The sequence below is a fragment of the Planococcus donghaensis MPA1U2 genome (assembly GCF_000189395.1).
Classification (GTDB): domain Bacteria; phylum Bacillota; class Bacilli; order Bacillales_A; family Planococcaceae; genus Planococcus; species Planococcus donghaensis_B.
Genome location: NZ_AEPB01000001.1, coordinates 95,903 through 119,886, shown reverse-complemented (window position 1 = coordinate 119,886; position 23,984 = coordinate 95,903). Strand labels below are relative to the sequence as shown.

The following is a 23,984-nucleotide window of genomic DNA, read 5'->3' as shown; positions in this document are numbered from 1 at the left end:
GGAGCGTGAATTCAATGAGCACTTTAACTGCTATTTATCAATTATATGGAAATCCTGGATCTTTTGAGCAAAAAGCTGAAGGCATAGCGCTAGGACTGACAATCGGGTCTTGGACCAACCTGCCACTTCTTGAGCAAGAGCAATTAAAACGTCATAAAGGAAATGTTATTTCCATAAAAGAATTTGAAGAAAATCCCCATCCAGTAAAGCCAGGTTTGATAAAAGCTGAAGTTGCGATCGCTTATCCATCAGCAAATTTCTCAGCGGACCTTCCGGCCATCTTAACTACCGTTTTCGGAAAATTATCTTTGGATGGTGAAGTAAAGCTATTGGATCTGGAATTCAGCGATGACTTATTGAAGCATTTTCCCGGACCTCGCTTTGGTATTGAAGAAATCCGCCATACACTTGGGGTTACTGACCGACCACTTCTCATGAGCATATTCAAAGGCGTCATCGGCCGTGACTTAGAGTACTTATCTACTCAATTGCGTCATCAAGCATTAGGCGGCGTAGATCTCGTTAAAGATGATGAAATTCTATTTGATAACCCTCTGACTCCATTTGAAAAGAGAATTACTACAGGCAAAGAAGTATTAAAACAGGTTTATGAGGAAACGGGTCACCGTACACTTTATGCAGTAAACCTTTCAGGACGAACCTCTGAGCTGAGAGGAAAAGCCAAAAAAGCGCGCGAACTAGGTGCTGATGCGCTATTGTTCAATGTTCACGCATACGGCTTGGATGTTATGCAAGAGCTCGTTGAAGACGAAGATATTGCTTTGCCTCTGATGGCACACCCCGCATTCAGCGGTGCTTTTACTTCTTCTGCTTTTTATGGACTTGCCACATCACTGGCACTTGGCAAACTGACCCGTTATGCTGGCGCAGATTTCTCACTTTTCCCATCTCCTTACGGAAGTGTCGCATTGGAAAAAGCTTCTGCCCTGTCACTCGGTGAAGAATTAACTAAGGAAAGCCCCTTAAAACGCAGTTTTCCAGTTCCATCAGCCGGTATTCACCCAGGACTTGTTCCATTGCTAATGGCTGACTATGGCATCGATAGTGTGATTAATGCCGGTGGTGGTGTTCACGGACATCCAGCTGGAGCGGTTGGCGGCGGACAAGCTTTTAGACAAGCGATTGATGCCGTACTGCAAGGAGAAACCTTACAAAATGCCAGTAAACAGCACGAACAACTACAAACAGCACTTGAGTTATGGGGGTCAAAAACTTGAACAAACCAATTATTTTTTGCGATTTTGATGGCACAATTACAGCCAACGATAACATCATTGCCATCATGAAAAAATTCGATCCGCCTGGTTGGGAGCCCATTAAAAACCAAATTCTCGACCAATCTATAACTATACGTGAGGGTGTAGCGAAAATGTTTTCACTACTTCCCGTCGCAGAAAAAGATGACATTATTTCATATGTTCTCGAACAAGCGGAAATACGAGAAGGCTTTCGTGATTTTGTGTCCTATGTAAAAAACCATGAACTTTCTTTATACATTGTCAGCGGTGGCATTGATTTTTTTGTGTATCCTCTTCTTGACCCTTTCGGTCCGTTTGACGACATCTATTGCAACAGCGCAGATTTTTCAAAAGATCTGATCAATATCGAGTTTCCGCATGGCTGTGATGACATCTGTACGAGTCAAGGCTGTGGATGCTGTAAACCATCTATCATTCGTGAACTTTTAGTCGAAGGCACTAACAGCATTGTTATCGGAGATTCGATTAGTGACTGGGAAGCCGCTAAAGAAGCTGATTTTGTCATCGCTAGAGATTTACTGGCCGAAAAATGCAAAGATGCTAGAATCGATTATCAACCATTCGAAACTTTCCACGAAGTGATCGCTATAGTGGATAAATATATAGGGGTGAAGTCATGATTGCAGTGAATGAAAAATGGCTTGAACTGGCGGACGTTAAAGATGAACTAGCAGTTCGCGATTGGTTTATGGGGACGAGTGGAAATCTTGCTATTAAAGTCGCTGATGAACCACTCGAATTCTTAGTCACTGCTAGTGGCAAAGATAAGAAAAAACGTACAGATGAAGACTTTCTACTAGTGGATGGAAATGGACAACCTATTATCGAAAGATTTTTAACACCCTCTGCTGAAACTTTATTGCATTGTGCAATTTATAAAAAAACCCAAGCCGGTTGCAGCCTTCACGTCCATACAGTTGCTAATAATGTCATTTCAGAATTATATGGTGACGCTGGAAAAATCGACTTCCAAGGACAGGAACTGATTAAAGCTTTTGGGTTGTGGGAAGAAGACGCGGTCCTAACAATTCCTATTATTGCAAATCACGCAGATATTCCCACACTCACGCGGGAGTTTGAGTCCACTATTTCTGCAGATAAAGGAGCTGTTCTAATCCGTAACCATGGAATTACTGTTTGGGGGAAAAATAGCTTTGAGGCGAAAAAACTACTTGAAGCTTGTGAATTTTTGTTTCAATACCAATTGGCCTTACAACTACAATTAAAGTAAGAAAGGGAGATTAACATGGCTATCATTAAAATTCAAGGAACAGAAAAAACGATTAAAGCGCAAAGCGAAGTCGCTGCATTTTTGGAACAACAAGAGGTTGTTTACGAGCATTGGGATATCGATAAATTACCAGCGCATTTACGTGAAAAATTCGATTTGACGGATACCGATAAAGATGAAATTCTTCAAGCATTTCAAACAGAAATCAGTGATATCTCAGAACGCCGAGGCTATCAGGCAGCGGATATTATTTCTTTATCAGACTCTAACCCTAAATTAGATGAGCTGTTAAAAAACTTCCAACGCAAACATATCCATACAGACGATGAAGTACGCTATATCGTCAGCGGACATGGGGTTTTCATTATTCAAGGAAAAGATGAGAATTTCTTTGAAGTTCATTTGACGCCAGGCGACCTCATTTCGGTTCCTGAAAACATCACACATTACTTTACTCTTGCTGAAGATCGGAAAGTCGTGGCCATTCGTATTTTCGTCACAACTGAAGGATGGGTCCCTGTTTATCAAGAAGAAAGCACCGTATAAATCGACTAGCTAATAAGAAGAGACTCGACCAAATCGAGTCTTTTTATTTTGAGAAAAAAGGTAATTTCTTTCTATTTATAATGTCTTTTAAGCTATAATGGCTTGTGAGTGATATTTTAAAATTAGAAATGAGCGGTTCATATGAAAAAAATAATTTTGTCTATTGGTGGAGTGATACTTTTACTTGCACTCCCTATTTTAATTTGGTTTTTAAAAGAAGAAAAAATAGTTAATGTCGCTATTATCGATAAAACCGTTCCCACCGAAAGCTATAGGGAACATAAAGGTCTAACATGGCTTTTAAATCATCAGCGCTACGTTTCTGAAACAGAACAGGCCTATAATGCTACGACCGATTACTACGGTTTTGTTCCAGATGAAACAGACGAAAGTTATACGATTCGTGAATTACCTACAGATTATTCCGGAACTGACCTTATTTATTTGGCAGATTCTTATGGAGTTTACGAAGAAGATCTCCCGTGGCAGACTCAAGAAAAAACACCTGGTAGTTCATCTATGATCACAGGCGGACTTCAAATGGATGAGTGGCAAGCGATTAAACAGCAAGTCCAGTCTGAAGGTACAGACTTAGTCATGGAGTTCAACACGTTCGCTTCTCCGACTTCTACAGAAGTATCTAAAGATATGAATAAGTTTTTAGGTCTTGAATGGAGCGGTTGGAGTGGTCGTTATTTTGAAGAGCTCCAAACTTCTACAGATGCCGTTCCGCAGTGGATTGTTACTAATTACGAAAAAAATGGTGAGCAATGGCAGTTTGAGGGTGCTGGATTTGTGTTAGTTAACGACGATTCAGGTGAAATTGTTGTGCTTTCTGAAGATGCTGAGGAAATTGGCAGCAACGGTCTTAACCTTGCATTTACTGAGCAAGGCATTGCTCAGTTTGATTTGACAGAGAGCCCTTCTTTCGATTATTGGTTTGACATTAATTTGGCTGCTCCAGAAACGGAAGTTCTTGCAGATTACCAGTGGGACTTACAGGATTCAGGTAAAGAGAAGTTGGAAAAAGCGGGCATTCCACAGAACTTCCCGGCAGTGTTCCACCAATCGAAATACGGTGCCGACCTTTACTATTTTGCAGGGGATTTTGTTGATATCAATGATGTTCCGAATTTCTACCGCTTTGCAGGTTTCTCAAAACTACGTTCTTTCCTGTCTACAGAATCATTAGACGCTGAAAAGAGCTTTTACTGGAAAACGTATATCCCAATGATGGAGTCCATTTTGGCAAATGCCGAAGACAAAAAAGCACCTATTGAAAAAGCACAAAAAACGCTGGCTGTCGAAAATGGCATTTCATATCCTTCTCGTATAAACGATCAAACATTTGAAGTTTACGAAAACGGTAAATGGCAGCCTCTTACTATTAAAGGTGTAAACTTAGGCATGGCCAAACCTGGAACGTTTCCTGGTGAAGCCGCTATTACACGTGCGGAATATGACCGCTGGTTTAAAGCAATTGGTGACATGAATGCAAATGCGGTGCGTGTTTATACACTTCACCCCCCTACTTTTTATGAAGCTTTTGCAGCATATAACGCTACCGCTAAAGAACCGCTTTACTTGTATCACGGGGTTTGGATTGATGAAGAACCTTTAGTAGAATCTTTAGATGCTTTTGATCCTGAAATTACCGAACGCTTTCAAGCAGAAGTTAAAAAGATTGTGGATGTTGTCCATGGCGATGCTGTTGTTGAACAACAGCCGGGACATGCATATGGCAACTATAAAACAGACATCTCACCTTATGTGATCGGTTGGATGGTTGGTATCGAATGGTTCCCTATTATGGTCGATCAAATGGTGCAGGATTATCCCAATCTTGGCGATTACCAAGGCCAGTATGTCTACACGGAAAATGCCAACCCGATGGAAAATTGGTTAGCACAGCAATTAGACCTTCTCGCTTCTTATGAACTCGATACGTACGAAAGTATGCGTCCTTTAAGCTTTACTAACTGGGTAACAACCGATAATATCGATCAGCCTGCAGAGCCAAGCGCTCAAGAAGACATGGCTACTGTAGATCCAAATCATATTAAAACAAAAGATATTGCAGATACCGTGGGCATGTTTGCTTCGTATCACGTCTATCCGTATTACCCTGATTTCTTAAATTTAGAAGAACGCTATACAGAGTACGTTGATCACCGCGGAGAATTTAATAACTACGCCGGCTATTTAAAAGATTTAAATGACTCGCACGACATGCCGGTTCTGATTGCGGAGTTTGGAGTCCCTGCCTCACGCGGGATGACTCATGAAAATCCATTTGGTTGGAACCAAGGGTTTATCTCTGAAAAAGAGCAAGGTGAAATCGTCAGTCACATGTACGAGGACATTCTTGAAGAAGGCATGCTAGGTGGGATGGTCTTTACATGGCAAGATGAGTGGTTTAAACGGACATGGAATACAATGGACTACGACAATCCAAACGAACGACCATTTTGGTCTAATGCTCAAACAAATGAACAACAATTTGGCCTCTTGAGTTTCGATCGTCACAAAGTGAAAGTCGATGGCGTAGACGATTGGAAAGATGGTAAAACACTTTACGAAAAAGAATCTGGCGCACTTAATAGCGTTACGATGGATTCAGATGAGCGATATGTCTACATCAAAGCCCAATTCAATCCTACCAATAAAAAATGGTGGACTGAAAAAGATTTTAATCTTTATTTTAGTATTCGGAATAACAAAGGCATTGCCGTCGATGCTTTAGAAGAAACTGAATTTCTGGCTGACTTTCAGCTAAAGATTGAAAATCTTGAACAAGCACAACTGCAAGTAGCGGGCGATTATGATAGCTTTTACTATGATTATCATGAACGTTTGAAAATGATTCCAGCAGAAGAAAACATTGAATCGACATTCCATCCAGTTCGATTGGCTCTGAATAAAGAATTTGTGCGTCCGGATACCGGAGAAATCCTACCGTTTTCTTCTTATGAAACAGGTATTTTCCAATTTGGCATTGCCAATCCAGAACACGAAGACTACGATTCGTTGAATGATTATTATTACGATGAAAAGACCGGCATTATGGAAATACGTATTCCATGGATGTTGTTAAATGCGAAAGACCCAGCAAAACGAGAATTTACGGGTGACCTTTATAAAGATGGCATCGAAGCTTCTCAAACAATCAAAGGTATAGATATTGCGGCGAACTTAACAAGCAAAGACGGAGAAGTTGTAGAGGCTTTTGATTCTAAGAAAGTTGCTCAATATTCGTGGGAAACATGGGGATTGCCACAGTCTGAAGAACGATTAAAACAATCCTATTACATTCTCCAAGAAACGTTTGGAGAAACCGAATAATATGTAAAAAATTAAAAACTGACGGAGAAAAGGATTATCCTTTTCTCCGTCAGTTTTTTAGATTTTAAGGTTTCATTGTTTTCCAGCTATCCACATGATGAATAGCTACCCCGCCAAATCCAGCTGCTGTCGAATAATAAGCTGACACTTTCGCTAACTCACCATTCATGAAAGCTTCGCCTTCTTCAAAGAAAGAAATATTATTGCCTTCATCGGTTTGCCCTGTCTCCACTCCGACTACAACGGTTTTTCCATATTTCTCTGCATAAGCTACTTCATTTTTTACGAGTTCTGTAATCATTGCTGCTGAATCTCGGTATGCCATTAACGTAACACTATCTGTATTAGCAATTACCCATTCGGCGAGTACACCTTTGCCGTACGTATTTTTATAAGCGATTTCATCGAACCAGAAAGGCATATCCGCCTCAAGTGGTAAATTCATCGCTGCTGTACTAGTTGCTGCTTTACTTAAAAGAGATTGGTACGATTTGATCGTTGCCGCTCGGTTTGTATTCCACCCACTATATAAATACGGTTCGACATCCAAATGGACACCTGTAAATTTCTGAGCCGGTAAAGCCTCTTGCTGATACGTAGATAGCCAGTTCATCAATCGGTCTTGTTTGGTAAAGCCTTTAGGCGCTACCCAATCATTAGCCCCGTCTAATGCATATATTGTCATGCCGGATGCTCCCGCTTTTTCAATAAAGCTTTGGTAGACAGCCACTGGTATGTCTTCGTCAATTTGGACATATACTTTGTTGACTTCTTTGCTTTCTAAAAACGCTAGTGTGCCCGCTTCATCACTATAAATCATCCACGGATTCCACAACCATGTCGCTTTTACATCTAACTCCATCGCATGAGCGTTGACACCCGTTTGTGTCAGCATAAACAACAACAATACACCCGCCATCATTAGTTTTTTCATTTTCCCATACCCTCCCGTTCTGTAAGCCGTGGCTCAAAGAACGAGACCCTGGCAACCTGACGACCTTGCGTTTTTCAACGGTTAGGCTCATGGCTTTGCGTCCTCCTCTTTCGATGGAGTTTGCCTTTTTCAGATTTTTATCATTATATGTTAAATAATGCATTTTTGCCATCTTTTTTAAATAATTCTTTTCATATGAAAGATTTAACGTAATAATCAACAATAGCATCTCAGTATTTTATACAAAAGGAGTGAATCCCATGTCCATAGCATTACGTGAAGACGAAATCACATTGGCTTTGATCAAGTCTTTAAAAGAAGGCAAACTAACTGAATTTCAAGAAATTCTAGATGAGTTGCAACCATACGATATGGCAATTCAATACCGTCACTTACCAGAAAAGCACCGCAATAAATTCTTGCTCTATTTATCCATTCGCCAATTAACCGAATTGATGCAAGAACTTCCAAAAATCGAACAAATCGACATTCTTCAGAAATTAGGCGTGGAAAAGTCCTCAAAAGTACTCGACCGCATGGATAATGACGATTTAGCATTGCTGTTGGCCGACCTTGAGCCGGAACGCATTGAAGAGCTTTTGTCTCAAATAAACCAAGACGATTCTAAATTTGTCCAAAGTACAATGACCTACCCTCCTGAAACAGCCGGGCGACTTATGAATAACCGTTATGTTTGGATTCCACGTCATTATACAATTCGCGATGCTATTGATAAGATCCGGCACTTTGCAGAATTAGCGGAATACCTCAACTATCTTTATATTGTCGATGAAGATAAAAAACTGCTTGGAGTGGTTTCCTATAAGGATTTAATCCTTGGGAATCTTGAAGACAAAATCGAAGAAGTGATGTATAAGCGAGTCGTCAAAGCTGACGTGTTGATGGACCAAGAAGATGTAGCCCAAATCATTAGCCGGTACGATTTTGTCACATTGCCAATTGTTGAAAATGACAATACACTTGCTGGGATTATCACTGTCGATGACGTAATCGATGTGGTCATGCAAGAAGCGAATGAAGATATTGAAAAATTATCAGCTTCTGGTAAATCGATTGACTTTAACACCCCTGCTTGGACAGCGGCTTACCGCCGACTGCCTTGGCTAATTTTACTCTTGTTTATCGGATTGTTTTCAGGCAGTATTATTAGTCGCTTCGAAAATACGCTACAAACCGTTGTAGCTTTAACGTTTTTTATGCCGTTAATTGCCGGGATGACTGGAAACACTGGTACGCAATCCCTGTCTGTTGTTGTTCGCGGACTGGCTTCGCAAAAGCTTGATTTTAAGCAAACCATTAAGCTGATCATTCGAGAATTATGGGTCGGTATCATTATTGGCGTTATTTGTTCTGTCCTTATTTTGTTAATTGCTTATATCTGGCAAGGTAATTTCGTATTAGGAATTGTTGTTGGTGGATCGTTATTAATGACGTTAATTATCGGAACGTTGGCTGGCACGATTATTCCTCTTATTTTGTACAGGTTCAATATTGATCCAGCGGTGGCTTCCGGTCCTTTAATTACGACCATTAACGATATTCTGTCTTTATTAATTTATTTCGGTATGGCGACTTTGTTTATTTCTCATTTGATGTAAAAAAATAATAAAAAATTCTTTTTTTAAGCATTTTTCTTTAAACCTAGTAAGTCTCTTGGTATAATAGGTTGAAATCGAAGGAGGCGTGTTTATGTCTATTCCAAAACCCCTTGTCCAAACCAACCAAGCTTTTATCGTCGTTACAGTCGTTATGGCATTATTGCTCCATCCAGCTATTTTATTGATCCCATTTGTTGTTGGAGCTTATACATTAATCACTAAGAAAAACCCCGTTATTTTATGGAGCCGCCGTTTTTTGAAAAAGCCCATGGCGAGCTATCTACAAGAAGACCGAGATCAACAATTGTTTAACCAATGGATAGCCACTATTTGTTTAGGACTTTCGTTCTTATTCTTTTCTATTGGTTTACCATTACTTGGCTTTGCCTTTAGTGTCATGGTCATTGTTGCGGCAGGTGTAGCATTGATGGGTTACTGCATCGGCTGTACAATTCGTTACCGTTATATGATGTGGAAACACAACCGTACTAAAGTTCAGGCATAAAAAAGGACCCGAAGCTTTTGCTCCGGGTCCTTTCAGATTTTAGATAAAGTTTATTTGTGCAGTTTGCAAAGCTATAAACCGCGCTGATCGCTTTGGGGATGACTCCCGCCAGAAGCCAGGAAGACCACCTGTCTTCTTGCTTCGTCTACCCCGTGGACGCGCCACCGCTAGCATCTATGAGAAATAAGCTTGTCTAAAAATAGCGATTTTCTTCTATATAAGTGAATCGATAGTTCTAAGAATATCAAGAGTTTTCACAACTAAACATGTCAAACAGAGGTATTGAAACGGTGCATCACCCCAATACCTCTTTTACTCTTTATTTTATTTGTCCATTGCCGCGTATAATGTATTTTGTCGATGTTAAAGCTGGTAAGCCCATTGGTCCTCGCGCATGAAGCTTTTGTGTACTAATGCCGATTTCTGCACCAAATCCAAATTCGAAACCATCTGTAAATCGAGTAGAAGCATTGTGATACACAGCAGCCGCATCGATTTCCATGAAAAATTGATCGACGTTTTCTGATGTTTTCGAAATAATCGCTTCTGAATGTTTTGTTCCGTACGTATTAATGTGCTCAATCGCTTCACTAACATCACTAACGGTTTTTATTGCTACTTCCAGTCCGAGGTATTCTGTACCCCAATCCTCTTTTTTCGCAGGTATCACATTAGGTGAGAGTTTTTGTACAGGTTCATTACCGTGTATTGTCACATGCTGATCTTGTAAAGCGCTCAACAAGAGCGGCAAATGCTTATCTGCCCATGCTTGATGGACTAAAATGCTCTCACAAGCGTTACAAACAGATGGACGTTGTGTTTTGGCATTTAGAGCGATATCAATCGCCATTTGAACGTTCGCTGTCTCATCAATATAAATATGACAATTTCCTGCACCTGTTTCCAATACCGGAACGGTAGAATTCTGAACGACCGTCTGAATCAACTTCGCGCCTCCACGAGGAATTAGCACATCTAAATATTGGTTTAACTTGAACATGTGAGATGCTGCTTCTCTGCTCGTATCTTCTAATAATTGGACCGATTCTACAGGCAACTCACTTTTCTCAAGTGCTCGATGAATAACCGCAACAATAGCTTTATTTGAATGGATGGCGGTCGAACTGCCGCGCAACACTACCGCATTCCCTGTTTTCAAACATAAACTTGAAGCATCTACCGTGACATTGGGACGCGCTTCGTAGATCATGCCTACAACACCTAAAGGTACGCGTATTTTGGACATCGTTAAACCGTTTGGACGTTCCCACTTCTCAAGCACTTCGCCTACTGGGTCTGCTAGTTTCGTTAGCTGAATTAAGGCATCCGCCATGTCTTTTATCCGAGACTCATCAAGCTTTAGACGATCTACTAAAGATTCACTCATTTCATTTTGACGGCCAACTTCTACGTCTTTGTTATTTTCCGTTAAAATATACGCTTGTTCTTCTAACAATTGCGCTGAAATAGCACGCAAAGCTTGATTCTTTTGCTTTGTCGTCGATTTTGCTAATATCGCTGAAGCGTATTTTGCCTTTTTCGCTTTTTGCAGAAGTTCGCTTTGGTCGGTTTCTTGCTCTTGAACCAGTTTCGTCATCCAATTGCCCCTTTCAATTTCTTGTTCGTTAAACACTCATTTTTGTTTTGACACCGATATAGGTACCATCGCCTGTTCCGTGAAAAATATCGACTAGCTTTTCACTACCCGTTCCAGATCCAATAAATACTTGGACCCCGAAAGCTAGTGCCGTTCGAGCTGCTTCTACTTTAGACTTCATACCGCCTGTTCCAACATCAGAACCGTCAGAAGAAGTAGCAGCTATTAACGCATCGGGAATGTCATGTAAGTGAAGGTATTTCTGAGCTTGAGGATTGGTTCTTGGATTTTCGAGATATATGCCATTAATGTCTGTTAAAATCATGAGGAAATCCGCATGAATCAGCCCACTAACTAATGCCGACAGCATATCATTGTCGCCAAAAGTAAGTTCTTCTGCTGAAACCGAATCATTTTCGTTAATGATTGGCATAACGTTCCGCTCCAATAGTTTGGAAATGGTCGCATTGGCATTTTTATAAAGATCCTTCGTCAGTAGCAACTGTGCCGCTACAATATTGTGTTTTTTGCATTCATCCGCATAAGCCTGCAATAACAAGCTTTGTCCGACCGCTGCAGCTGATTGTTTATCAACTAATGTATCAGGTCGTGATAAATAACCCATGCCCATACACCCTGCAGCAACGGCCCCAGACGAGATCAATACCACTTCGTGTCCTTCTTCTTTTAAACGAGCCAGTGCATCCACGTGCTCACGCAATTTCTCAATTGATAACTTTCCTTGTTCATCTGTTAACGAACTACTTCCAATCTTTACAACGATTCTTTTCTTCTCCACGCGCATTCACCACCCGTTTTTGATAAATAAAAAAAATCTTCCATTTGTTCAAAAACGGAAGAACCTTGCCCCCGTGACTAAATTTCTGTAGGCTTCTTTATTGTATTTCTTGAATAGAGTTATTATGCACTCTTTCGTATTTTAAGTCAACAATATTATTATTAAATTCCCATATAATAGTGTTTATATTTTTTACATATGCAAAATATATGAATATTTATTCAAGATACTGAAAATCTATTTACCCATTTTATAGTGCTAGTTGTTTATTAAGTAAGTATTCGAGAATATTTAATTTAATTATTCTGTATAAAAAGAAAAATTAAATTTTAAAAGATATATTAGTCTACCATATATTTTTTGATCAATACACGGCACTTTTGACGGAGAAATTACTTACATAAAAAAGCATGGGAAGCGATCCCATGCTTTTTTTCTCTCGTTTTATAAAGCGCGATAGTCTACTTCTAGTTGTTTCAAACTTCTGTACTTCATCACTTGAGTTACGTACCATCCAACAACTACTAATGTAATACAAGCTCCAATAATTGCAGATACTTGATAGTCCATATTCAAGCCTTCTGGCGCGTAGAAGATGTACATAGAAACAACTGCTGTCATAAAGACTGCTGGTACACTTGCTATCCAGTGGAATTTGAAATTTTTTAATAAGTAAATCGCTGCTGTCCACAGCATAAATGTCGCTACCACTTGGTTGGTCCATCCAACATAACGCCAAAGGAATGTATAATCGATTGTTGCCATGTAGAAAGTTGGAATCCCTAGTGGAATCGTTACTAACAGGACTTTCACTTTTCCTTGCATATTGACAAACTTCGCAAGCATATCCGTTAAGATCATCCGTGAAGAACGGAGTGCCGTGTCTCCTGTAGTAATAGGTAAGATAATTACCCCAAAAATAGCAAGCAAGCCACCAATCGATCCAAGTAAAGTGATTGAAATTTCATTGACTACTCCGGATGGACCTCCTGCAGCAAGCGCTGCTCCAAGTCCTTCAGTGCCATTAAAGAATGTCATTCCGGCTGCTGCCCAAATTAAAGCAATCACACCTTCAATAATCATTGCACCATAAAAGATTTTGCGACCGTCTGACTCTTTTTTCATCGTTCTCGCGATGATTGGGCTTTGCGTACAGTGGAAGCCAGAAATTGCACCGCATGAAATGGTAACCATCAACAATGGCCAAATCGGTAACGTTCCTGGGTGAAGATTTTCAAACGTAAGGTTTGGCATCGGTTTTCCAGAGAATACGAGTGCAACGGCTACTGCAATTGCCATGAATAGTAAAATCCCACCTAAAAGAGGGTAAATCCGTCCAATCACTTTATTGATTGGCAAAATTGTCGCTAAGATAAAATAGAAGAAAATAATGGCTAATGCCGTGATAAAGTTAATCGGTGTAATTTGTGCAATTAACTGTGCTGGACCTGCCGTGAAAGCTGCAGTCACTAGCAACATCAGTACAAGAGAAAGACCATTGATAAATACTTTTGCATTTTTCCCTAGGTATTTTCCAACTAAGGTTGGAAATTGTGCGCCTCCATGACGCATCGACATGACACCTGAAAAATAATCATGTACCCCTCCGGCAAAAATGCTGCCTACAACGATCCAGACAAAAGCTACTGGTCCGTATAATGCACCTGCAACTGCTCCGTAAATTGGACCAAGACCCGCAATATTTAATAATTGAATCAAATTCCCTTTCCACCAGCTCATTGGGACAAAATCTAATTTGTCGGTTTTAGAATAAGCGGGCGTTGGTGTATTGTCATCAATTCCAAAAACACGTTCGATGAATTTCGAGTAAAATACATAGCCAAGAATAAGTAATACAAGAGCAGCGAAAAAGGTTATCATATGCGGTTCCTCCTGATGTTTTGTTAAGTATAAAGAATGATAACATGTTTTTTAAATATATAAACATAATATTTAGAAAAAAACAAATATACTGTAAAATAACTATATTCAAGAGAATCGAATTGATTATGATGAATTCACGTACCTACATAGGAAATATTTCTTATACTACTATTACGAAAGCGCTATCAAACAAGGTAATTATATTATATTCCGACTTATTTTTGACTCTAAAAAGTGCACAGGCGATATTCCGCCTGTGCACTCATTATTTTGGATTTTCAACAACTTATTAAAATTAACCTTCACTTATTCGAAACGTGTATCAAATTGCAATGCATTTGCAATTTTTTCTTCACGATTATTAAAAACATCACTTGTTGTAATGGTTACCGAGTCAACGTCACTTTCTTCAATGATAAAGCCAATATTGCCTCGTTTAGTTTCTCCTGGTGCCAGTTCCCCGTTTAAGCTTTCTAAGTAAATATCATCTTCCCAAAGCTTGAGTTCTTCTCTGTCCGTCTCTAACAAAGCAGTTGGAGCGAAGTGTACGGGTTCATTGGAGGTATTGGTAATTTCCACGAACATCTTTACGACTTTGAACTCTTGTTCATGAGTGTAGGAGTGAAAAAAATCGATTAAGCTGTAATCCGGCTTTACTTGAAGAATTTTCGCTTCTTTCACCATTAACTCGATAGGACCAATCTCATAATCTTTCACGGTCATATTGACCGCTTCGACTATAGCTTCCCCTTTCGCATCTCGCTTGTTTTGGCCAACTTCCTGAAGCGTTCGGTCATCCGGGGCTTGAGGACTCAAGACATAGCCTTCGTAATACTCCGGAACTTCTTCTTTTTCATCGACTGGCGTCGAAGCTACAGCTATCGACTCATTCTGTTCGGAACATCCTCCAAGTATTGCTGCTGAAAACAGTAGTACATATATCGTTTTTTTCATGTCATTGCCTCATTTCCATACATTACTTATCGTTGATTTCTACTTTCGCTTTAAGTAAATCAAAAATGATTTTAGCATGATCTGTATTGTCGAGCTTTCCTGCAAACTGCTCACTTGCAGGACCGTATGCATAAACAGGAACGTCTTCTCCTGTGTGACCACCCGTTGTCCATCCCGTATGTGTGCGCTGATTGAAAATCTCTTCGATGGCGTTGTCGATGGCTGTATATTCCTTGCTTTCTGCTGCTTGTTTCACGGTTTTTATTTCTTCAGCTGTCAATTCAAGGTCAATAAACTCGCTCAATGTTTCTTCTACACCGGCCCCGTCTACAATTTGTTGCGCCATAAAGTCAGGTGTCCGTTTTGCAGCTTTGATCGGCTCTCCGAACCAGTTATAGATACCATCTGCTCCAATCGAGAAGCCTCCTGTCGAATGGTCGGCAGTTGCAACTACTAATGTATTGCCATCTTCTTCAGCAAATTTGATCGCCGCTTGAAACGCTTTGTCGTAGTCTTCCATTTCGCTCATAGCAGCCACGATATCGTTATCATGTCCTGCCCAATCGACTTGACTGCCTTCTACCATTAAGAAGAAACCATCTTCATCTTCTGACAAGCGGTCGATGGCGGAGGTCGTCATTTCTTCTAACGATGGCGCGCTGTCGTCACGGTCGATCATTTTTGGAAGACCTGCCGGTGCAAACAAACCAAGTACTTGCTCATCATCATTGTTTAATAGGTCATCGCGATCTGTAAGGTAGCTATAACCATCTTGTTGAAACTCTTCTGTAAGATTACGATCTGTTCGTTCGAATAGATCGACACCTCCACCTAATAAAACATCAACTTTATGCTCTCCGTTAATCAGTTCATCGTAGTAATCATCTGCAATGGCATTCATGTTTTTTCGTGCAATGTCATGTGCACCAAATGATGCTGGTGTGGCATGTGTGATTTCAGAAGTTGCGACCAGTCCTGTCGCTTTACCCTTTTCTTTTGCTGCCTCGAGAACTGTTTTCACGCTACTTTCATCATTATCGACAGCGATGGCACTATTGTACGTTTTAATACCGGCCGCCATAGCTGTCGCTGCAGAAGCAGAATCCGTGATATTTTGATCGGGATCTTCAGGGTAAGTTGATTGTTGTCCAACCAAATATGCATCGAGCGCCGTATCTTCCACCATTTTTGTTGAAGGGTCATTTTGCAAGTAACGATAAGCAGATGTGTACGAAGTGCCCATGCCATCACCGATTAGAAAAATAACATTTTTCACCTTATCCTTTTTTCCTTTTTTATGGTCTTGGCCGTGAGCTTTCCCCTGGTTTTTGTCTGGACTACCTGCTTCAGCTGACAAGTTAAACGAACTAACTCCAGACAATGCCACTACTGAAGCTACAGCAAGTGGTAAAACTTTCGTTTTCAAATTTCTATGTATCATTTTCTCTCCTCCAGTCATTTGATCTACACGCTCAGTATAGAAGTTGATTGTTAAGGATTTATTAGAGAATTGTTTAGCTTTTGTAAATTTCCAAAAACAGGTATTTTTACACAATACAAAAAGCCCAGAAAAAATTTCTGGGCTCCCATTAGTTGGTAATTGGTGAAGTTGCGTTTTTGGCTAACAGCAAATACGAAAGTAATGCGATCACACACATTGAAAAAATCACGAGACCCATTGGAACCGCCGTGTTTTCTCCTGCAATCCCTACTAAAGGTGCTGTTGCGGCTCCAAGGATAAAAGGTAATAACCCGAGCAATGCAGATGCACTTCCTGCCACATGCCCTTGGCTTTCCATAGCAAGGGTAAAAGAAGACGTTCCGACCACCCCAATAGACATAATAAAAAAGAAAATGGGAATAACAACTGCCCATAAAGGTCCATTCATTAATACGACCGTTAATAAGAGGGCACCCGCTATGGTTGCCGCATAAAGTGCAGTTTCTAAAAATCTTTTTTCAGACCAAATATGTGTAAATCGACCAACCGAGTAACTCCCGATAATTAGTGCAATGCCGTTCATCCCGAACAACAAACTAAACATTTGTGGAGAAGCGCCATAAATATTTTGGTAAATAAACGGTGTTCCGGATACGTACGCAAAAACTCCACCAATTAAAAAGCCCTGGGCCAATGCATATCCTGTAAATTGACGATTTTTTAAGATCCCTGCAAAGTTACCGAACGTGGAGGTTAAATTGCTTGGCACCCGTTTTTCAGGTGGTAAACTTTCTTTTAAACGAGAAGCCGAAAGCACTAACAAAAAGATTCCCAGTAGCGTCAGTAACATGAAAACCCCTTTCCAGTCAGCAACTAAAAGCACTCCGCTTCCAATTGAAGGTGCGATTAAAGGTACCAAATTACCGATAACCATCAATAACGCAAACAACCGGGTTAGTTCAGGTCCATGACTGACATCTCGTACGATTGCCCGGGAAATAACGAGTCCTCCAGAAGCTGCAAAGCCTTGTATAAAGCGTAAAAATATAAATACGTAAATGTTTGGAGCAAATATACAAGCAATCGATGCGCCGATATAAACGATCAAGGAAATTAATAAAGGTTTGCGTCTACCGTGCATATCACTCAAGGCACCTGCAACCAATTGGCCGATTGCTAATCCTAACAAGCAGGCTGTAAGACTTAATTGAACAGAGCTGGCATTTGTTTGATAGACGTCTGCTAAAATCGGAAATGCCGGTAAATACATATCAATCGTAAACGGAACTAATGTAGTCAACGCACCTACCAATAAAATAAAATGAGTACGCGTCAAACCAGTGGAACTTTTCAAAATATCTACACCTTCTTTTCTATCATCACTTATCTATATAACTCAATTCGAGCTTATGTAAATTACATCACCAAAAAACCCGCAACTATCAGTTTATCACAACGGATAAGCTGACAGCTACGGGTTAAAATAATGCGATTATATAGATTTATTTTACTTCCACAGTCCAACCAAGTGTATCTTCTACTTTGCCTGTTTGGATGCCTGTAATAGTATCATAAATTTTCTGTGACAATTCACCGATTTCGTGGTTGTTAATAATCATTTTTTTGCCTTTCCAGTTCAGTTCGCCCACTGGAGAAATTACAGCTGCAGTACCAGTACCAAAAACTTCTTCTACTTGACCCGCTTCAAAAGCTTCATAAAGCTCATCCACTGAAATTCGTTTTTCTGTAACTGAAATTCCCCAAGTGCCAAGTAATTCAATAATCGACATACGGGTAATGCCTTTTAGAATGCTGCCGTTCAACTCAGGTGTTACCACTTCTCCATTGATTTTAAAGAAGATGTTCATGCTTCCGACTTCTTCGATGTATTTTTTCTCCACACCGTCTAACCAAAGCACATCCGCATTGCCTTCTTTTTTCGCATTAGCTTGTGCTTGGTACCCAGAAGAATAGTTGCCGGCTGTTTTCGCCATTCCTGTTCCACCTTTTACGGCACGCGTAAATTTATCTTCTACATGAATCACAACCGGTTTAAGCCCGCCTGGGAAATAAGAGCCTACTGGCGATAAAATAACCATGTATTTATACGTTTGAGATGGTCCTACTGCAAGGTTCGCATCTGTTGAAATGATGTACGGACGGATATAAAGAGACGTTCCAGGTGTTTTAGGAACCCAGTCTTTTTCAAGTTTAATCAGCTCAGTTAAATGTTCTAACGCCAGTTTCTCATCGATTGGCGGAATGCTCAATCGTTCGCTTGAAAGGTTTAACCGTTCAAAGTTTTTTTCTGGACGGAACAATAAAACTCGTCCATCTTCTGTGCGATAAGCTTTCATACCTTCAAAAACAGTTTGTCCGTAGTGAAAAATCATCGCTGCAGGATCTAAACTAATCGGGCCATAAGGAATAATTTTTGGATCATACCAGCCTTTTTCCGTTTCGTATTCTAAGACGTACATATGATCTGTGAATGTAGTCCCGAATGGCACTTGGTCTTTTACCGGTTTTTCTTTTTTGTTCGTATTTTCAAGAACTTCTAGCTGGTATGTAGTCATCGTCAGGACTCCTTTTGTAAAAATAATTTTAATTATCAGTCATATGAATAATTATACACACATATTAGGTGCTTTAAAAGCGTATCGAGTCTCTAATTTTAAAATTACGATAAAAGACCTGTTCTTTTCCAAAAAAAAGACCATTCAGCGAATGATCTCGATAAAGTGAGCAAGTATTTTGGCCGTAAGTCCCCAAATTACTTTGTCTTCATAAATATAAAAATATTCATCAATTTTGCGTGCATGCCAATTGTAATTTTCTCCTCCTGCAATTAAATCATAGGGAAAATTTTTCTCAGGTTGGATATCAAAATTGATATGATACATTTTCGGCTCTTTTTCTAAGAAAAAAGAAAGCGGTACTGTAAAGATACTGTCGACTTCTGACGGATTAGGGTGAAATGGAACCTCCGGGTCAATTACACCTGCAAATGAGTAAATAATCATCCCAAACGGCGAAACAATATAATCGAGTGGAAAAATATTTGAGATATCAGCTCTTCTTATCCCAAGTTCTTCGATCGTCTCTCTAACCGCAGTGTCTTCCTCAGTCTGATCTTGGTCATCAATTTTCCCTCCCGGAAAACAGATTTCTCCCGGTTGGTTCCTAAGGTCGTGTGAACGCACTTCGAAGAGGACGTGGGTTTCTCCATCTTGTTCAATCAAAGGCAATAAAATTGCAGATTTTGAGAAATCCTTATTTCCTAATACTTCAGGAGTTCGATTTTTCATTTTTTCTAACATATTTTTCGGGTCCATCTCCACACCTCATCTCTTGTATCTATTTTACCAAATCCCCCAATATAATTCCTTTCAGGCACTAAATCGTTAAAATCTCTCGTATATCTTCTGCAGACATCGCCTTTAACGGCTCTTCTCCCGATAAAATTACATCGTCGATTAAGTTTTTCTTTTTCATTTGTAATTCGTTAATTTTTTCTTCAATGGTGCCTTTAGCAATGAGCCGAACAACTTGGACTTCCTTTTCTTGTCCCATACGATGTGCCCGATCTGCGGCTTGTTGTTCGACAGCTGGATTCCACCAGAGATCATATAAAACAACTGTGTCAGCACCAGTTAAATTTAAACCCGTACCACCCGCTTTTAACGAAATTAAAAACAACTCTCCTTGTCCTTCGTTAAAGCGTCGGCAAAGCTCTACACGCTCTTGCGGAGGTGTTTGGCCATCCAGATAGAAGTAAGGCACTCCTTCTTTCGCCAATTGATTGCCAATAATGCCAAGCATTTGTGTAAACTGTGAAAACACGAGTACGCGACGTCCGGTTGCGCGGCATTCTGTTAACAACTCCATTAGCTGATCAAACTTGGCAGATCCTCCGTCGTATCCTTCAACAAACAATGCAGGATGACAACACAATTGGCGCAACCGCGTTAGTCCCGCTAAAATGCGAATGCGGTTTTTTTGAAAGCTGTCTTTGTTTAAATGCTTGAAGGCGTCTTGTTTTAATTCTGCTAAATAGGCAGCATACAATTTCTTTTGCTCTTGTTGCAGCTCTGAAAAATGGATAGACTCTACTTTGTTTGGAAGTTCTGTTAAGACCTCGGTTTTAACGCGACGCAAAATAAATGGACGTACGCGTTTTTTAATATGGTCTCGTCTCATTTCACTAAACAGCCTGCGGTTTGGCAAAAGTTCCGGGAACACCACATTGAAAATTGACCATAGCTCATCTAGTGAGTTTTCAATAGGTGTGCCCGTCAATGCGAATCGATAATCCGCTTTAATGCCCTTTACAGCTTTCGCTGTTTGAGTAACGGGATTTTTAAAAGCTTGTGCTTCATCTAAGAACAAAGTGTGAAAGTGCTGATCACGGTATAACACTTGGTCCATACGTAAAGAAGGGTAAGACGTGATAACCACGTCTAACGTTGATATTTTTTTAATCAAAGAAGCTCTTGTTGTTTTATCACCATCTATAATTCCCGCTTTGATGCTTGGTGCAAATTTCGTCAATTCATTTAGCCAATTGTAAACAAGCGATGACGGCGCAACGACGAGTACCGGTTGCTGTTGTTTACGAACATTAGGCAACACGGAAACGATAAAAGCAATGCTTTGCAAGGTTTTGCCAAGCCCCATATCATCAGCTAAAATACCACCGAATTTATAGCTTGCCAATAGTTTGAGCCAGCGGAATCCAGCTTCTTGATAATCACGAAGTACCCCTTTTAAGCTTGTTGGGACATCTGTTCCTAATGCTTCGGGGCGATTTAAGTTTTGGAGTAAATTTGCAAAGTTCGTCCCTGGGTCTAGCAACTGCCCTTCATCTAAAGAAGAAACTAAATGCAAGCCATGAATGAGCGGAATGCGAATTTCTTCTCTTCCAAAATTAGCTGCATCGACATTCAACTCACGCAAAAAGTCACTTAAATCGAGGAATTCTTGAGTTTCCAACGACATTAACGTACCGTTAGGGATTCGGTAATAAGGTCGTTTTTCCTCTAAAGCTGTTAAAATTTTTTTAATCTCAGCTTCAGGAATATCTTGCATGTCAAAACGAAATTCCAGCCAATCTGTTCGTTCACTAATCTCAACTTTCACTTTCGGCCCACCATAGTTTTTTGAAACGCGCATTTTCACAGCAGTCGTCGCAAAGATTTGCATCCGCTCTTCTAACAATGGAATGACGTGATACAAAAAATGATATTCTGAATCTTCGTCTTGCATGTAAAAGCCACCATCGGTTTGCGTAAATGCACTGTCTTTCATTATGCGCATAATATTTTGCTCTTCTTCACGTTGTCTGCGAATTCCTGGATAATGCCGGAATTCATCTTCTGACTCTTCGCATGGATTGATCACTAAATGACCATAATGAAATTCTACGCCCGCTAGTAAGCGATGACGGATTCGGTCGAGAAACAATTTGGCGCGTAGAGGCGTTTGCTCAAGCCGCTCAGCTACTGCATCAGCGATATAGACACTCCCTAAACGCTCTAATCCCGGCACCACTGTTGCCATGAAATAATCTATTTCTTCTGCTGAAAGGAGCAATTGATCCAGTCCATTCGGCAGTAATGCCTTCAGTTCTGAAAGGCGTTTTGCATCTTCATTGGCCAAATAAATGAGCGCACCATTTGCAAATGCTAATTCATAAGCTTGTAGAACGAGTATTTCTTCAAGACCTTCTACATCTAACCGAAATCCACCCGATCGGTGTTCGCTAAAATGAAAGGACAGCGGCAATTGCTTTTCAATCGACAGACCATTTGTTACTCTCCCCGCTCCAACAAGTTGGACGCAAGAAGTGGATTGCAGCAAAGGCAAGAGCCGCTCCCAATCTGAAGCAGTAATAGTGAGCACATCGTTTTTTTCTGCTTTTCCCGCCCCTGCAATTCGGATTTTTGCTAAGTAATCAAGGACTTCCTCTTCGCTCTTTTCTAGGCGATGGTTTTCCGGGGAATAATCGATTCCAAACGGTTCACTGTAGCGCTTTTCGGACCTGACTGCATCTAGAAATCTATCAATATATTGAATGGGCTCATCACCTGCAGCCAGTTGCAAGGTAAGGTACGCAGTGTCTTCGAATAAAACTGGCAGTACACTAAATTCAATTTGCAGTAATTGACGTTGATCAAAATACTGGCGTCGCCCTTTCGTCCCCTCAGCCTGCCGCGAGAATAACTCCATCATTTTTCTTGTAGGATTTTCACGTTGTTGCATACTATCAATCGCTAGCAAAACTCCCGCAATATGATGACAGTAAGTCGTTACAAATCCAACCGGTGGGCAACTACAAGAAGCCAACACTTCCCCATCTGCCTCTTGTTTTACGCTGACATGAAATTCGTCGCGCCCTGCAACAAAACCTTTTATAAGTCGGTCGTCACTAGAGTCCGGCGTTAGCCGGATTTTTCCTGCTTGAAAAAAGGATTTTCCTTTTTTGAAAGCCACTTGGCCGCATAATTTTTTTATTTGTGATTCATTTAGTGAAAAGTTCATATGAAAAATTCCTTCCTGAGATAAGCTTCTCGGGACCATTTTGATGTTTTTACTATTATCTCTAACTGCATAACGTGAATCAACGATAGCTTCTCATTTTCTCATCTCTGATTCATTCTTTTACTAAAGATTCTTTAAGTATACACTCAATAGAAAAAGCACTTGTTTCCAAGTGCCTCAGTGTTTTGATTTCTGCGCTAAGGGAAATAAGTGATGAACTACTAAATTACAGATGCTTCGTAACTGAAAGGAGAAAATGACATGAAAGAGCTTTTTGGTTTGATGAAGTTCGGCACCAAGTCCGCTTTATGGGCAGCCATTATTAATACGATTGTAGCTATTCTCAAAACAGCTGCTTATTTAATAACGGGAAACGTAGCGATGTTTGCTGAAATGATGCACAGCTTTGGGGATGCCGCGAACCAATTTTTTGTTTTTATTGGATCTGCATTAAGTAAAAAAGAACCAACAGAGCGCTTTCCTGGAGGATTTGGTCGACTGGTCAACCTTGTACTACTTGGAGCTGTATTAATTGTTGGGGTTTTGGCTTATGAAACCATTGTCGAAGGGATTCATCACATATCAAATGCCACTCATTCAGAAGATTGGTTTTGGTTGAATATGGGCGTTCTCGGTGCTTCTGCCTTGCTTGAAATGGCGGTACTTTATAAAGCGATGAAGGAAATTACAGAGCACTTACCAAAAGAACAAACTAAAGGTTTTAAGTTAATTCCTGAAAGCTATAAAAACGTTAAAGATGCTAAGCCCGCTTCAAAACTTGTATTTTTAGAAGATAATGTTGCAGTTGGTGGCGCACTCCTTGCAATGCTAGCGATTGTTGTCGCTACCTATACACCCTTCCATAGTGCTACGGGTTATGCTTCGATTGTTATTGGTATTGCCCTTGTTTTTGTTGTGGGTCGTATCTTTATGGACAATGCAGCAGGCGCACTCGGAGTGGCTGATGTGAAAATGCAGGCACGTATGGGCGCACGTATTTTACAACATCCACATATTAACGATATTCAAAATTTAGACGTTATTAAAGAAGGCGAAAGCCTACATGTTGAACTAAAAGTCGAAGTTGATCCTCATATGACGATTAAAGAAGCTGATGAGATTCGAAATTATATTGATAAAAAGATTAAAGAAGCTGTGGAAAATGTCACCGATGTTATTATTGAATTTGATGATGACGATGATGTCGACACATGGAGTCAAATCTTAAATAATAATCCAAAGTAATTTTAGATATTGAAGCACCAGGAAAAAAGCAATCAAACCCGTGTAAGATCTACGGTTCTGATTGCCT

Annotated in this window: 18 protein-coding genes and 1 riboswitch; of the genes, 8 read left to right on the top strand and 10 right to left on the bottom strand. The window is 40.2% G+C overall.

Annotated elements, in window-relative coordinates:
• Positions 1 to 14: 14 nt before the first annotated feature.
• The 5 genes from mtnW (at position 15) to GPDM_RS00465 (ending at position 6,399) form a co-directional block, all read left to right on the top strand.
• Positions 15 to 1,238 (top strand): 2,3-diketo-5-methylthiopentyl-1-phosphate enolase, encoded by a 1,224-nt coding sequence (gene mtnW / locus GPDM_RS00485; RefSeq protein WP_008427842.1) that lies wholly within the window; start codon positions 15 to 17, stop codon positions 1,236 to 1,238.
• Positions 1,235 to 1,900 carry a 2-hydroxy-3-keto-5-methylthiopentenyl-1-phosphate phosphatase gene (locus tag GPDM_RS00480; protein ID WP_008427841.1) on the top strand — a complete coding sequence of 222 codons (666 nt, stop codon included), beginning with the start codon at positions 1,235 to 1,237 and terminating at the stop codon, positions 1,898 to 1,900. The genes mtnW and GPDM_RS00480 overlap by 4 nt, the downstream gene beginning before the upstream one ends.
• Positions 1,897 to 2,511 carry a methylthioribulose 1-phosphate dehydratase gene (locus GPDM_RS00475; RefSeq protein WP_008427840.1) on the top strand — a complete coding sequence of 205 codons (615 nt, stop codon included), beginning with the start codon at positions 1,897 to 1,899 and terminating at the stop codon, positions 2,509 to 2,511. The genes GPDM_RS00480 and GPDM_RS00475 overlap by 4 nt, the downstream gene beginning before the upstream one ends.
• Before the next feature lie 15 nt (positions 2,512 to 2,526).
• Complete coding sequence (locus GPDM_RS00470; protein WP_008427839.1) at positions 2,527 to 3,057, top strand: 1,2-dihydroxy-3-keto-5-methylthiopentene dioxygenase; 531 nt, start codon at positions 2,527 to 2,529, stop codon at positions 3,055 to 3,057.
• 141 nt (positions 3,058 to 3,198) lie between these two features.
• A complete protein-coding gene (locus tag GPDM_RS00465; RefSeq protein WP_008427838.1) occupies positions 3,199 to 6,399 on the top strand; it encodes a hypothetical protein in 3,201 nt (1,066 codons plus the stop codon).
• A gap of 64 nt (positions 6,400 to 6,463) precedes the next feature.
• Here GPDM_RS00465 and GPDM_RS00460 read toward each other — a convergent pair whose 3' ends face one another.
• Positions 6,464 to 7,333, bottom strand: coding sequence for a hypothetical protein (locus GPDM_RS00460; RefSeq protein WP_008427836.1), 870 nt, complete (start codon positions 7,331 to 7,333; stop codon positions 6,464 to 6,466).
• A gap of 47 nt (positions 7,334 to 7,380) precedes the next feature.
• Positions 7,381 to 7,468, bottom strand: a riboswitch (cyclic di-GMP riboswitch).
• A 125-nt stretch (positions 7,469 to 7,593) separates the two neighbouring features.
• Between GPDM_RS00460 and mgtE the strand changes: the two genes are divergently transcribed.
• Both mgtE and GPDM_RS00450 read left to right on the top strand, forming a co-directional pair.
• Positions 7,594 to 8,952: a magnesium transporter gene (gene mgtE / locus GPDM_RS00455; protein WP_008427834.1), complete on the top strand. Its 1,359-nt coding sequence runs from the start codon at positions 7,594 to 7,596 to the stop codon at positions 8,950 to 8,952.
• A gap of 91 nt (positions 8,953 to 9,043) precedes the next feature.
• Entirely contained in the window at positions 9,044 to 9,457 is a 414-nt protein-coding gene (locus tag GPDM_RS00450) for a DUF4395 domain-containing protein (protein WP_008427832.1), read from the top strand.
• A gap of 319 nt (positions 9,458 to 9,776) precedes the next feature.
• Here GPDM_RS00450 and GPDM_RS00445 read toward each other — a convergent pair whose 3' ends face one another.
• The 9 genes from GPDM_RS00445 to GPDM_RS00405 form a co-directional block, all read right to left on the bottom strand.
• Positions 9,777 to 11,054, bottom strand: a complete 1,278-nt coding sequence (locus GPDM_RS00445) for a glutamate-5-semialdehyde dehydrogenase (protein ID WP_008427830.1) — start codon at positions 11,052 to 11,054, stop codon at positions 9,777 to 9,779.
• 28 nt (positions 11,055 to 11,082) lie between these two features.
• A complete protein-coding gene (gene proB / locus GPDM_RS00440; protein ID WP_008427829.1) occupies positions 11,083 to 11,853 on the bottom strand; it encodes a glutamate 5-kinase in 771 nt (256 codons plus the stop codon).
• 444 nt (positions 11,854 to 12,297) lie between these two features.
• Positions 12,298 to 13,734 (bottom strand): carbon starvation CstA family protein, encoded by a 1,437-nt coding sequence (locus tag GPDM_RS00435; RefSeq protein ID WP_008427827.1) that lies wholly within the window; start codon positions 13,732 to 13,734, stop codon positions 12,298 to 12,300.
• Positions 13,735 to 14,043: 309 nt separating this feature from the next.
• A complete protein-coding gene (locus GPDM_RS00430) occupies positions 14,044 to 14,691 on the bottom strand; it encodes a DUF4352 domain-containing protein (protein ID WP_008427825.1) in 648 nt (215 codons plus the stop codon).
• A 22-nt stretch (positions 14,692 to 14,713) separates the two neighbouring features.
• The gene (locus GPDM_RS00425; protein WP_008427824.1) at positions 14,714 to 16,132 is read right to left on the bottom strand and encodes an alkaline phosphatase; all 1,419 of its coding nucleotides are present in this window, start codon (positions 16,130 to 16,132) and stop codon (positions 14,714 to 14,716) included.
• A 148-nt stretch (positions 16,133 to 16,280) separates the two neighbouring features.
• A complete protein-coding gene (locus tag GPDM_RS00420; RefSeq protein ID WP_008427822.1) occupies positions 16,281 to 17,486 on the bottom strand; it encodes a multidrug effflux MFS transporter in 1,206 nt (401 codons plus the stop codon).
• A 148-nt stretch (positions 17,487 to 17,634) separates the two neighbouring features.
• Positions 17,635 to 18,708, bottom strand: a complete 1,074-nt coding sequence (locus tag GPDM_RS00415) for a branched-chain amino acid aminotransferase (RefSeq protein ID WP_008427820.1) — start codon at positions 18,706 to 18,708, stop codon at positions 17,635 to 17,637.
• A 144-nt stretch (positions 18,709 to 18,852) separates the two neighbouring features.
• Entirely contained in the window at positions 18,853 to 19,467 is a 615-nt protein-coding gene (locus tag GPDM_RS00410) for an NUDIX hydrolase (protein WP_008427818.1), read from the bottom strand.
• A gap of 61 nt (positions 19,468 to 19,528) precedes the next feature.
• Complete coding sequence (locus tag GPDM_RS00405) at positions 19,529 to 22,672, bottom strand: DEAD/DEAH box helicase (RefSeq protein WP_008427816.1); 3,144 nt, start codon at positions 22,670 to 22,672, stop codon at positions 19,529 to 19,531.
• A 261-nt stretch (positions 22,673 to 22,933) separates the two neighbouring features.
• On the opposite strand from GPDM_RS00405, the gene GPDM_RS00400 reads away from it, so the two are divergent.
• Positions 22,934 to 23,917, top strand: coding sequence for a cation diffusion facilitator family transporter (locus tag GPDM_RS00400; RefSeq protein WP_008427814.1), 984 nt, complete (start codon positions 22,934 to 22,936; stop codon positions 23,915 to 23,917).
• Positions 23,918 to 23,984: the final 67 nt, after the last annotated feature.